This is a genomic window from Streptomyces iconiensis (assembly GCF_028657195.3).
Taxonomy (GTDB): domain Bacteria; phylum Actinomycetota; class Actinomycetes; order Streptomycetales; family Streptomycetaceae; genus Streptomyces; species Streptomyces iconiensis.
Genome location: NZ_JANCPR020000037.1, coordinates 20,315 through 32,705, shown reverse-complemented (window position 1 = coordinate 32,705; position 12,391 = coordinate 20,315). Strand labels below are relative to the sequence as shown.

General features: G+C 71.5%; 10 protein-coding genes. 9 read left to right on the top strand and 1 reads right to left on the bottom strand.

Annotation, left to right across the window (positions count from 1 at the left end; translation table 11 throughout):
- The first annotated feature begins 15 nt into the window (after positions 1 to 15).
- The 7 genes from NMN56_RS30370 (at position 16) to NMN56_RS30340 (ending at position 8,659) form a co-directional block, all read left to right on the top strand.
- Positions 16 to 678 (top strand): SCO family protein, encoded by a 663-nt coding sequence (locus tag NMN56_RS30370; protein ID WP_274042995.1) that lies wholly within the window; start codon positions 16 to 18, stop codon positions 676 to 678.
- The gene (locus tag NMN56_RS30365; RefSeq protein ID WP_274042994.1) at positions 675 to 1,220 is read left to right on the top strand and encodes a copper chaperone PCu(A)C; all 546 of its coding nucleotides are present in this window, start codon (positions 675 to 677) and stop codon (positions 1,218 to 1,220) included. The genes NMN56_RS30370 and NMN56_RS30365 overlap by 4 nt, the downstream gene beginning before the upstream one ends.
- Positions 1,221 to 1,330: 110 nt before the next feature.
- On the top strand, positions 1,331 to 3,454 hold the full coding sequence (locus NMN56_RS30360; protein WP_274043119.1) for a copper resistance protein CopC: 2,124 nt from the start codon (positions 1,331 to 1,333) through the stop codon (positions 3,452 to 3,454).
- A 19-nt stretch (positions 3,455 to 3,473) separates the two neighbouring features.
- Complete coding sequence (gene efeB / locus NMN56_RS30355) at positions 3,474 to 4,970, top strand: iron uptake transporter deferrochelatase/peroxidase subunit (RefSeq protein WP_274042992.1); 1,497 nt, start codon at positions 3,474 to 3,476, stop codon at positions 4,968 to 4,970.
- Positions 4,971 to 5,090: 120 nt separating this feature from the next.
- On the top strand, positions 5,091 to 6,020 hold the full coding sequence (gene pheA / locus NMN56_RS30350; RefSeq protein ID WP_274042990.1) for a prephenate dehydratase: 930 nt from the start codon (positions 5,091 to 5,093) through the stop codon (positions 6,018 to 6,020).
- A 534-nt stretch (positions 6,021 to 6,554) separates the two neighbouring features.
- Positions 6,555 to 7,832, top strand: a complete 1,278-nt coding sequence (gene serS, locus NMN56_RS30345) for a serine--tRNA ligase (RefSeq protein WP_274042988.1) — start codon at positions 6,555 to 6,557, stop codon at positions 7,830 to 7,832.
- Positions 7,829 to 8,659, top strand: a complete 831-nt coding sequence (locus NMN56_RS30340; RefSeq protein WP_274042986.1) for an HAD family hydrolase — start codon at positions 7,829 to 7,831, stop codon at positions 8,657 to 8,659. The genes serS and NMN56_RS30340 overlap by 4 nt, the downstream gene beginning before the upstream one ends.
- 389 nt (positions 8,660 to 9,048) lie before the next feature.
- On the opposite strand, the gene NMN56_RS30335 is transcribed toward NMN56_RS30340, so the two are convergent.
- On the bottom strand, positions 9,049 to 10,014 hold the full coding sequence (locus NMN56_RS30335; protein ID WP_274042984.1) for a helix-turn-helix transcriptional regulator: 966 nt from the start codon (positions 10,012 to 10,014) through the stop codon (positions 9,049 to 9,051).
- Positions 10,015 to 10,120: 106 nt separating this feature from the next.
- On the opposite strand from NMN56_RS30335, the gene NMN56_RS30330 reads away from it, so the two are divergent.
- Both NMN56_RS30330 and NMN56_RS30325 read left to right on the top strand, forming a co-directional pair.
- A complete protein-coding gene (locus NMN56_RS30330; protein ID WP_274042983.1) occupies positions 10,121 to 10,729 on the top strand; it encodes a TIGR03086 family metal-binding protein in 609 nt (202 codons plus the stop codon).
- Positions 10,729 to 12,108, top strand: a complete 1,380-nt coding sequence (locus NMN56_RS30325; protein WP_274042981.1) for an FAD-binding oxidoreductase — start codon at positions 10,729 to 10,731, stop codon at positions 12,106 to 12,108. The genes NMN56_RS30330 and NMN56_RS30325 overlap by 1 nt, the downstream gene beginning before the upstream one ends.
- Positions 12,109 to 12,391 lie beyond the last annotated feature (283 nt).

The window sequence follows — 12,391 nt, the reverse complement described above, 5'->3', positions numbered from 1 at the left end:
CTTTGGACAGCACTTATGCGCACCACCAGAACGGCCACAGCAGCCGCAGCCCTCGCCGTCGCGGCGACGCTGGGCCTGACCGCCTGCGGTCAGGGGAGCGAGGACTCCTCCTCCGCGGGCAAACCCGCGACCATCGAGAAGCAGAAGAAGGGCGGCGTGGTCCTGGACCAGCCCTTCGAGAAGCCCGACATGGAACTGACCGACACCAAGGGCGAGAAGTACGACCTGCCGGAGAAGACCAAGGGCCACCCCACGCTCGTGTACTTCGGCTACACCAACTGCCCCGACATCTGCCCGCTGACGATGAGCAACATCGCCGTGGCCAAGTCCAAGCTCCCCAAGGAGCAGCGGGACAAGCTGCGCGTCGTCTTCATCACCTCGGACCCCAAGCGCGACACGCCCAAGGAGCTGGGCACATGGCTGCGCGGCCAGGACCCGTCGTTCATCGGGCTGACCGGTGACTTCGAGACCATCCAGGCCGGCGCGCGCAGCCTGGGCGTCAGCATCGAGCCCTCGTACAAGAAGAAGAACGGGGACATCGTCTCGACGCACGGGGCGCAGCTCCTCGCCTTCTCGCCCAAGGACGACAAGGCCCACGTGCTCTACACGGAGGGGAACAGCACGCCGGAGATCCTGGAGAAGGAACTCCCGAAGATCATCAAGGGGGAGAAGCCGTGAAGCGCCGGCCGAAGGACCGCCGTACGGTGCCCGGCACTGTCCGCCGTACCGTCCGCCGTTCGCTGACCGCGCTCGCGCTCGGGGGTGCGCTGACGCTGGCGATGACCGCCTGTTCGTCCTCCGGTGCCGATTCCGGTTCCGACTCCGCTTCCGGCTCGGGAGCGGCCAAGGGGCGGCCCGAGCTGAAGGTCGGCGGCGCCTATGTGCCGCAGCCGCCGACGGCGAAGATGGCCGGCGGGTTCATGACGGTGAGCAACGGGGGCGGCAGCGCCGACAAGCTCACCTCCGTCTCCAGCGACGTCGCGTCCGACGTCCAGATGCACGAGACCGTCAAACAGCAGATGCGGCAGGTCACCTCCCTGCCCGTGCCCGCGGGCGGGAAGCTCGAACTCAGCAGGGGCGGCAACCACCTGATGCTCATGGGGCTGAAGAAGAAGCCGGTCAAGGGGGACACCGTCACCTTCGTCCTGCACTTCCAGAAGTCCGGCTCCGTCACGGTCAAGGCCCCCGTCGAAGCGACGAACTACACATCTGAGAAGTGAGGTTCGCAGGCGTGCCGTACACCACCGAACGATTCCGCCGCACGGGCACCGTGCCCGGCACCACCTCCCGAGCGGAGAGGCCCGGTCGCCCGGCGGCAGCCCGCGGCCTGATGGCCGTGCTCCTCGGCGCACTGGTTCTGCTCGGCGTCCTCGGCACCGCTTCTCCGGCCGCCGCGCACGCCGCGCTCACGGGCTCAAGCCCGGCGGAGGGTTCGGTGGTGCGCGACGCGCCCCGGCAGGTCACGCTCACCTTCTCGGAGGGCGTGGCCATGTCGGACGGCGCCATCCGCGTGCTGGACCCGCGCGGCAAACGCGTGGACACCGGCACCATCCGCGACACGGGCAAGGGCGGCAAGGTGCAGCGCACGGCCCCGCTCAAGGCGGGGCTCGCGAAGGGTACGTACACCGTCGCGTGGCAGGCCGTCTCCGCCGACAGCCACCCCGTCTCCGGCGCCTTCACCTTCTCGGTGGGAGCGCCGTCCAAGACCACGGCCACCGTGCCGGGGCAGGACAAGGACGCGGGCGGCGGCGCCGTCGGCACGCTCTACGGGGCCGGCAGGTACGCCGCCTACGCGGGCTTCATCCTGCTCGTCGGCGGCGCCGCCTTCGTGCTCGCCTGCTCGCCGCGTGCCGCCTCGGCCAAGGCGGTAAGGCGCCTCACGGTCACCGGCTGGGTCACGCTGGCGGCCTCGACGCTGATGCTGCTGCTCCTGCGCGGCCCGTACACGACATCCGGGCAACTCGGCGACGTGTTCGACCTCGGCGGGCTCAAGGACGTCGTGGCCACCAAGCCGGGCGCCGCGCTCGTCTCACGACTGCTGCTGCTGGCGGCGGCGGCACTGTTCGTCTCGGTGCTCTTCGGTACGTACGCGCGGCGCCGCGCCGAGGATGGGGACGAGCGCGAGAGCGAGATCGAGGAGAAGGGCAAGAGCGGCGGTAAGGCTTCCGGCGGCAAGGGCTCCGGCGCTGAGGCCGGTGGCGAGGGCTCCGGTGGCGAGGAGGCGGCGCGTGCCGGGCGGGACCTGTTCTACGGGCTCGCCGTCGGCGGAACCGTCGTCGCCGCGGGGCTCGCCGCGACCTGGGCGATGGCCGAGCACGCGTCGACCGGCATCCAGACGGCGCTCGCCATGCCCGTCGACATCCTGCACCTGCTGGCCGTCGCGCTCTGGCTCGGCGGCCTGACCTCGCTGTTCGCGCTGCTGCGCTGGGGGCCGGCGCCGACGGCCGAGACCGTACGGCGGTTCTCGCGGCTGGCGTTCACCAGCGTCACCGTGCTCGCGCTCAGCGGGCTCTACCAGTCGTGGCGCCAGGTCGGCTCCTGGAGCGCGCTCACGGGGACGTCGTACGGGCAGCTGCTGCTCGTGAAGATCGGGCTCGTGGCGCTCCTGGTCGGCATCGGCTGGATCTCCCGGCGCTGGACGGCGCGTCTGACGGAGACCGCGCCCCCTCGCGCTTCCGGCGCACCATCCGGTGCGTCCGCCGCGTCCAGTTCTTCCGCCGCTTCCGTCCCCGACCAGGCAGGCCACGAGCGGGGCCACGCACGAGTGACCGCCGGCGCGAGTGCGCGAACCGGCGCGGCCCCGCGCGACGGCGCTTCCCCGGGGCGCGAGGAAGCGGAGGAGCGTACCCCCGCCGACCCCGTACGTGCCGCGCAGCTCGCCCGGCAGCGCGCCGCGGCCAACGCGGAGCGGCGCAGACAGCAGCGCGACGCCGACCCCGGGCGCAGCGGACTGCGCCGCTCGGTGCTGACGGAGGCCGCCATCGCCGTCGTCCTGCTCGCCATCACCACCATCCTGACCAGCACGGAACCCGGCCGTACCGAAGAGGCGGCACGGGCGGCCGGCAGCGCGGCGGGTCAGGGGCAGGGGCAGGGGCAGGCACCCGCTGGGCCCGTCGACCTCAGCATCCCGTTCGACACCGGGGGCCCGAACGGCAAGGGCACGGCGGATCTGGAGATCGACCCGGGTACCAGCGGCGACAACACCCTGGACCTGCGCACCACCAGCCCCAGCGGCACCCCCGTAGAGGCGCCCGAGGTGAAGGTCGCACTCACCCTCCCGGCGAAGGACATCGGGCCGCTGCCCATCACGCCCAAGCCGGTCAAGGACGAGAAGGGGCACTGGAGGGCCACCGGGGTGCAGCTCCCCATGGCCGGAAAATGGAAGATCGCGGTCACCGTCCGCACCTCGGACATCGACATGGTCACCGAGACCAAGACCGCCACCATCGGCTGAGCCGGAACCGAACGGAATCATGAGCAAGCGACGCAACGACGACGAGCGGCGCCCCCGCCGCGAGAGCGGGACCCCGGCCTCACCGACCCAGGGCACCTCGGCCACACCGGCCCAGGACAGCCCGGCCGACGGCGCGGCGACCGGCGGCATCCCGCCTCAGAACGCCCTCTCACAGGGGGCGACTCCGCAGGGGTCCCCCGCGCAGGGCGCACCGACCGCCGCCGGCCGCGAGGCCGGCGGAGCCCCGGCCGACGGAGCCCCGACCGGCGGCCAGGCGCCCGGGGACGGGGCGCTGTCGCGGCGGCGGCTGCTCGGTACCGCCTCGGCCGCCGGCGCGGCGGGGCTCGTGGTCGGCGGTGCGGGCGGTGCCTACGGGTACTCCGCCGCACAGGACGCGCCGCCCACGCCTCTCACGACCGTGGGTTCGACGGCGGTGCCCTTCCACGGCACGCACCAGGCGGGCATCACCACGCCCGCACAGGCGCACGGTCACCTGCTGGCCTTCGATCTCGCGCCGGGGGCGGGAAGGAAGCAGGCAGCCGCGCTGTTGCGCCGCTGGTCGGACACGGCGCGGCGGCTGATGGCGGGCGAGGTGCCCCCTGGAGCGCCGGGAGATACGGGCATCGCGCTGGACGCGGGCCCGGCCTCGCTGACCGTGACCTTCGGGTTCGGGCGTACGTTCTTCGCGCGTACGGGCCTCACGGCGCGGCTGCCCCGCGAACTCGCGCCACTGCCGGACTTCTCCTCCGACGCGCTCGACAAGAAGCGTTCGAACGGTGACCTGTGGATCCAGATCGGCGCGAACGACTCGCTGGTCGCCTTCCACGCTCTGCGCGCCCTCCAGCGCGAGGTGGCGAAGACGGCACGGCTGCGCTGGCAGATGACGGGCTTCAACCGTTCTCCCGGCACCACCCGGCACCCCATGACCGTGCGCAACCTCATGGGCCAGGTCGACGGCACCAACAACCCCGCGCCCGGCGAGAAGGACTTCGACAAGCGGATCTTCGTGCCCGCCTCGGGGACGCCCTCCTGGATGGCAGGCGGCTCGTACGCGGTGCTGCGGCGCATCCGGATGCTGCTGGACGACTGGGACGAGCACTCGCTCGCCGACCAGGAGAAGGTCGTAGGGCGCCGCAAGTCCGACGGAGCGCCCCTCTCGGGCGGTTCCGAACACACGGACCCCAACCTCGACAAGCGCGGCAAGGACGGCTCGCTCCTCATCGCCGCCGACGCACATGTGCGGGTCACGGCGCCGGAGAGCAACGGCGGTGCCGCCATGCTGCGCCGCCCGTTCTCCTTCCACGACGGCTTCAGAGACGACGGCGCACCCGACGCGGGGCTGCTGTTCATCGCCTGGCAGGCCGATCCGCTGCGGGGCTTCGTACCGGTGCAGCGCAAGCTCGACCGGGGTGACGCGCTCTCCCGTTTCCTGCGGCACGAGGCGAGCGCGCTGTTCGCCGTACCGGGGGGCCCGGACAAGGGCGAGTACGTGGGGCAGCGGCTGCTCGAAGGCTGAGCCGGCGGAGCGGGGCTCGCTGGACCCACTGGCCCCGCTGGACCCACTGGCCCCGCCGGTCCCCCTGGCCCCGCCGGGCTCGCGGTGCCGCCGTGTGCCCCGCGCGACTACCGTGTCGGCATGTCACCTGCGAGCCGCTATACGTATCTGGGTCCCGAGGGGACCTTCACCGAAGCCGCGCTGCACACGCTCCCCGAGGCCGCCACCCGCCAGCTCGCGCCGATGGTCTCGGTGCCCGCCACGCTGGACGCCGTACGCAACGGGGAGGCCGAGGGCGCGTTCGTGCCGATCGAGAACTCGGTGGAGGGCGGGGTCACGGCGACCCTCGACGAGCTGGCGAGCGGCCGGCGCCTGATGATCTACCGCGAGGTGCTGCTGCCCATCGCCTTCGCGCTGCTGGTGCGGCCCGGCACGACGCTGGAGTCCGTCAAGACGGTGACCGGACATCCGGTCGCGCAGCCCCAGGTGCGCAAGTGGCTGGCAGCGCGGCTGCCCGAGGCCGTGTGGGAGTCGGCCGCCTCGAACGCTGACGGGGCACGCCTGGTGCAGGAGGGCCGCTACGACGCGGCGTTCGCGGGGGAGTTCGCGGCGACGACCTACGGCCTGGAGCCGCTGGTCACCGACATCCATGACGCCGAGAACGCCACGACCCGCTTCGTGCTGCTGGGCCGCCCCGCACGTCCGGCCGCTCCGACGGGTGCCGACAAGACCTCGGTGGTGTTCTGGCTGCGCAGGGACCACCCCGGTGCGCTGCTTGAGGTGCTGCACGAGTACGCCTCGCGCGGGGTCAACATGATGCGGATCGAGTCGCGTCCGACGGGCGAGGGCATCGGCCGCTACTGCTTCTCGATCGACTGCGAGGGCCATGTCCAGGACCGCAGGGTCGGGGACGTGCTGATGGGCCTGAAGCGCTCGTGCCGCGAGGTCCGCTTTCTGGGCTCGTATCCGCGTGCCGACGGGCAGAGCGCGACGCTGCGTTCGGGAACGCTGGACGAGGACTTCGTCGCGTCGGCCGACTGGCTGTCGCACTGCCTGGACGGGCGGGAGTGACCCGCTGAGGCCCGGAATCGGGCGGTCGCTTCAGAGGCCACAGAGTTATCCACAGGGGTGGGTGCCGACCTGTGCACAAGTCGACAGACAAAGCGGACGCTGTCGACAAAGCAGCATGCAGACCACATCTCCATCCACAGCTCCCAGCCCCCGCCCCGTCACCGCAATTCCCTTGATGAACACTTTGGAGTGAGCAAATCCCGCTCGATTGAGTGTGTATTCCGGGTTTGGCACCGGAATTCCGCGTCGGCCGAACCGTCGCCGGAACTGTCCACTCCAATTTCCACAACCCCACGGATAACCCTGTGGAAAACCCTGTGCGCACCCGGGGTGCTGTGGATAAGTCAGGGGAAAGCCTCGCTCAACTCCCCTCCCGGGGCCCGGAGTCAGGGGGCCGGCGGCCTCATCGGCGCGCACGGGGAATTCCCGCGAAGCCCTCTTCCAGGCGACCGTGCAAATACCCTCAATATGGACAAAATAGGCGCAAAGGCATATCGAGTCGAGTGATCAACGGGCCACCGGTACCCTGGCGTGGTGATTGACCTTCGCCTGCTCCGTGAGGACCCCGACCGTGCGCGCGCCTCCCAGCGTGCCCGTGGAGAGGACGTCGACCTCGTCGACGCGGTGCTCTCCGCCGACGAGCGGCGCAGGTCCTCCAGCGTCCGCTTCGACGAACTGCGCTCCGAGCAGAAGCAGCTCGGCAAGCTCATCCCCAAGGCCGAGGGTGAGGAGAAGGCGGAACTGCTGCGCCGCACGGGCGAGCTCTCCGGCGCCGTGAAGGCGGCCGACGCCGCACAGGACGAGGCAGCCGCCGAGACCCAGCGGCTGCTGAGCCGCCTCGGCAACCTCGTGCACCCCGACGTCCCCGTGGGCGGCGAGGAGGACTTCGCCGTCCTGGAGACCATCGGCACCCCGCGCGACTTCGGCGCCGAGGGCTTCGAGCCCAAGGACCACCTGGAGCTGGGCCAGAAGCTCGGCGCCATCGACGTCGAGCGCGGCGCCAAGGTCTCGGGCTCGCGCTTCTACTACCTCACGGGCGTCGGCGCCCTGCTGGAGCTGGCGCTCGTCAACGCCGCGATCGCGCAGGCCACCGAGGCCGGCCTCACGCCCATGCTGACCCCGGCGCTGGTCAAGCCGCAGGCCATGGAGGGCACCGGCTTCCTCGGCCAGGCGGCCCAGGACGTCTACCACCTGGACAAGGACGACCTGTACCTCGTCGGCACCTCCGAGGTGGCCCTGGCCGGTTACCACATGGACGAGATCCTCGACGCCGACCGGCTGCCGCTGCGCTACGCCGCCTTCTCCCCCTGCTTCCGGCGCGAGGCGGGCTCGTACGGCAAGGACACCCGGGGCATCTTCCGCGTCCACCAGTTCGACAAGGTCGAGATGTTCTCCTACGTCGCGCCCGAGGACTCGGAGGCCGAGCACCGCAGGCTGCTGGAGTGGGAGAAGCAGTGGCTGACGGGCCTTGAGCTGCCCTTCCAGGTGATCGACGTCGCCACGGGCGACCTGGGCGCCTCAGCGTCGCGGAAGTTCGACTGCGAGGCGTGGATCCCGACCCAGGGCAAGTACCGCGAGCTGACCTCCGCGTCCAACTGCACCCAGTTCCAGTCGCGGAGGCTGTCCATCCGGATGCGCGACGGCAAGCACGTCAAGCCGCTCGCGACGCTCAACGGCACGCTGTGCGCCGTGCCCCGCACCATCGTCGCGCTGCTGGAGAACCACCAGCGCGAGGACGGTTCCGTGTGGCTTCCGCCCGTGCTGCGGCCCTACCTCGGCGGGCGCGAGACGCTGGATCCGGTCGCCAAGTGAGCCAGGCGGCCGACCCCTCAGGACCCTTCCCGTACCGCCTCGTCGCCACCGACCTGGACGGAACGCTGCTGCGCTCCGACAACACGGTCTCGCGGCGCACCCGTACGGCGCTGGAGACCGCGTGCTCGCTCGGCGCGGCGCACCTCGTGGTCACGGGCCGCGCTGTGCCCTGGACCAAGCACGTCCTGGAGGACCTCGGGTACGAGGGCCTCGCGGTCTGCGGCCAGGGCTCGCAGGTGTACGACGCGGGCACCCGGCGGCTGCTGACCTCCGTGACGCTCGACCGCAAGGTGGCCGCGCACGCGCTGGAGCGGATCGAGACGGAGATCGGCACGCTCGCGCTCGCCGCCTCGCGGGACGGTGTGGACGGCGAAGTGATCATGGAGCCGGGCTACCGCCACCAGGACGGACCGCTGCCCGTCACCCGGTTCAGTAACCGCGCCGAGCTGTGGAAGCAGCCGCTGAACAAGCTCTATGTGCAGCACCCCGAGCTGGACGACGACGCGCTGGCCAAGGCCGCGCGCACGGCGGCCGGTGATCTGGTGAGCGTGACGATGGCCGGTGAGGGCGTGGTCGAACTGCTGCCCCTGGGGCTCAGCAAGGCCAAGGGGCTCGCCCTCGCGGCACGGCGGCTCGGCGTGCACGCGGCCGAGACCATCGCCTTCGGCGACATGCCCAACGACATCCCCGTGTTCGCCTGGTCAGGCCACGGCGTCGCCATGGCGAACGCGCACGCCGAACTGCTCTCGGTCGCCGACGAGGTGACCGCCTCGCACGACGACGAGGGCATCGCCGTGGTGCTGGAACGGCTGGCCGCCGGGCTCTGACGCCCTCCCGGCGCCGGGTCGGGCACCTCTGAGGCCCCCGGCCCCCGGCCCCCGGCCGTGCTCGCGTTCGCGCTCGCCCGTTCCTACCCGGTCCAGCCCGCGCCCGTACGGCTCCGGGCAGGCGGGACGAAGGGGCCCGGGCGCCAGCCGGCAGGTCAGGTGGAGAGCGCCGAGCGTGCGGAGAGGGCCGAGCGGGCCGAGCGGGCCGAGCGGGCCGGGTGACAGGTGGAGCGTGCTGAAACCGCTGGCTACAGGGAGCGCGGGAAAATCGGCGTACTACAGGTGGCGCGGGAAAGACGCGTGCTACAGGGCGTGCGAAGAAAGCGACCCGCTACAGGGAGTGCCGGAAAGCCGCGGTACCCCGTGTGTACGTTTCCGCGCCCGTTCGGTCAGCCGGACGGTGTGTAGAGGCGGACGAGGGACGCGGCTCTGCGTGCCAGCTCTTCGCGGGCCTCGGGCGGGTCGGTGACCTCGACCGCGGTGCCGAACTGGAGGAGCTGGGTGACGGCGGCGAGTACGGGGAACGCCAGGTGGACGGTGACCCACTCGTCGCTCTCCACCAGGTCAGGGGCGCGGGTGAGCAGGGGGCCGACGATGCGCACGAACATGTCGAGCCTGTCCCTGCGCACGCGCGCGGTGATCTGCACGGGCAGGGGGCGCTCTTCGACGCGGCGGCGCAACGTGTCCCATACGCCGGCCAGTTCGGTACCGGGGCGGCGTCGTACGGGTGCGTCGAGGAGGTGCGCGGAGGAGATGCGGTCGGCGCGGAAGAGTGCCGGTGTGCGCTGCCTGTCCGCGACGAGGTACCAGACGCCCCCTTTGCTGACGAGCCCATAGGGATCGACGGTGTACGTGTGCACCTGGGTGTCGCCGCCGTGCCGGTAGCGGATGCGCAGCCTGCGGTCGGCGAATACGGCCGCGTGCAGCACCTCCAGGTCGACAGCGGCGCGCGGCCCCGTCATCCAGCGGTCGGGGTCGATGAGGATGCGGCGGCTGGTCAGCTCGGCGGCCGGGCGGTGAGGTGCGGGAAGCGCTGCCATCACCTTGCGCAGGGCGGAGCCGAGCGCGCTGTCCAGGCCGAGCGCCGCATGCGCGCCCTGCGCACCGAGGACGAACAGCGCACGGGCCTCGTCGGACGTCAGCCCGGTGACATCGGTGCGGTAGCCGGGCAGCAGCGAGATGCCGCCGTGTCTGCCCCGCTCGGCGTAGACGGGCACTCCCGCCGTGGAGAGTGCCTCCACATCGCGGTAGATGGTGCGCACGGAGACCTCCAGCTCCTCGGCCAGTTCGTCGGCGGGCACACGGCCACGCGCCTGGAGGATCAGCAGGACGGACAGCAGGCGATCGGATTTCACCTTTCCCAGGGTGCCGGAAAAAGTTGACGGCTGATGTCAGGTTTTTGGAGGAGACTCTTCTTCGGACGCCGGTCCAGCCGAGGGCCGGAAGGACAGAGGAGTGCCAGTGAGTGAAGCGCCTGTGATTCCCGACCCGCGGCCCACGTACGAGCGCGCCGCCGAGCAGCTGCTCCGGCTCGTCACCGCCGTAAGACCCGAACAGCTCGACCTGCCGACGCCGTGCACGGAGTACGACGTACGTGCGCTGCTGGGGCATGTCGTGGCCGGTGCCGACCGGGTCGCGAACGTCGGCGAGGGGAAGAGCCCCGATGGCCCTGACGTCCCGGAGTGGACACGCGACCTGCCGGCCGGCAGCTGGCCCGGGACGTACGAAGCGGCGCGGGCACGGCTGCTGGCGGCGTGGGCCGACGACGCGAAGCTCGACGAACTGGTGACGGTGCCCTGGGGGAAGATGCCGGGCCGGATCGCGCTGGCCGGCTCGGTGATGGAGACGGCGGCCCACACCTGGGACCTGGCCCGTGCGATCGGCTGGAGCGGCGAACTGGACCGGACGGTTGGCGAGTTCGCGCTGGCGGCAGCCCAGCAGGCGCTGCCGGCCGAGGGCCGCGAGGGCATGCCGTTCGGCGAGGCGCGGCAGGCCCCCGAGGGCGTGGACACGTACGTGCGGCTGGCGGCGTACCTGGGCCGCGAGCCGGAGTGGGAGGGCCGTAACTGATGGGAGACGGGGACCGGTTCGAACCCCTGCGCAAGGCGCTAAGCGGCGCCGTGCTCGTACCGGGCGAGACCGCGTACGACGAGGAGCGCGCGGCCTTCCAGAACGGTGACCAGCACCGCCCGGACGTGGTCGTGGCCGCCGACGGCGCGGAGGACGTACGGGAGGCGGTCTCCTACGCGCGCCTGCACGGGCTGCCGTTGGCCGTGCAGGCCACCGGACACGGACTGGGCACGGCGGCGCGCGGCGGCGTGCTGGTGAGCACGCGCGGGATGACGGGCATCACGGTCGACGTGGCCGCGCGTACGGCGTGGATCGAGGCGGGGGTACGCGCGGGGGACCTGGTGGCCGAGGCGGCGCGGTACGGACTGGCGCCGGTCAACGGGTCGTTCCCCGGCGTGGGTGTCGTCTCGTACACGCTGGGCGGTGGAGTCGGCCTGCTGGGGCGCCAGTTCGGGTACGCGGCCGACCTGGTGCGCCGGGTCGATCTCGTCACGGGAGACGCCACCGCGCGGCAGGTGACGGCGGAGAGCGATCCGGAGCTGTTCTGGGGGCTGCGCGGGGGCGGCGGCGCGTTCGGCGTGGTGACCGGCATGGAGATCGGGCTCGTCCCCGTGGAGCGGATCTACGGCGGCAGGCTGATCTTCGACGGTGGCGAGGTCGCAGAGGACGTGCTGCGGGTCTGGCAGAAGTGGACCCGGTCCGTGCCCGAGGAGCTGACCTCGGCCGTGACGATGCTGCCCATGCCGGACTTCCCCGGCGTCCCCGAGCCGCTGCGCGGGCGCTTCGTCGTCCAGGTGCACATCGCCTTCAACGGCCCGTCCGTCGAAGGTGAACGCCTGGTGGAGCCGCTGCGCGCCATCGGCTCACTACTGGTGGACGAGTTGCGTGAGATGCCGTACACGGAGTCGGCCTCGATCTTCAGCGAACCGGAGACCCCGCACGCGTACCGCAGCGCCAACGCGCTGCTGGACGGGCGCGGGCTCTCACCCGACGCGGTGCGGTCCGTACTGGACGAGGTGGGGCCCAAGGCGGAGACCTGGTGCGTCACCAGCGTGCGCCACCTGGGCGGCGCCTTCTCCCGCGAGCCGGACGTACCGAACGCGGTGAGCCACAGGGAGGCGGCCTATCTCTTCTATGTGCTCTCGCCGTTGGAGCCCGGCATCGAGGCCGCGGTGCGCGCGACGCACGACCGCGCGCTGGACGTGATGAGCGACCGCGCGGTGGGCCGGAGCCTCAACTTCCTTTATGGGCCGCAGGATGACGAAACCGTACGCGCTGTGTACGCCCCGGAGACGGCCGCACGCCTCGCGCGGCTGAAGGCACGGCACGATCCGGACGACCTCTTCCCGTTCAACCTCGCGCAGCACAAAGGAGGTTGAACGGTCTCGTCCGACGACACGCGATCGGCCCGGTGTGAAGAACGCCGGGCCGATCGCGTAACTGTACGACCTTCGCATCGTTGATCCCTGTGCGCGGAGGCGACCCGAATACGTGACGACGAGAGTGCGTGAAGTGGCGGTTGCCGGTTGAGGCATGGCCCGCAGAGGTGGCTCCTTGCCGGTGGTGCGGTACGGGGAAGACATGAGCTGATCTCCGCTCCTGGCTCCTGGATACGGACACCTGACTGCCCCCGGGTGAGTGGGGCTTCCCTGTCATGTCCGG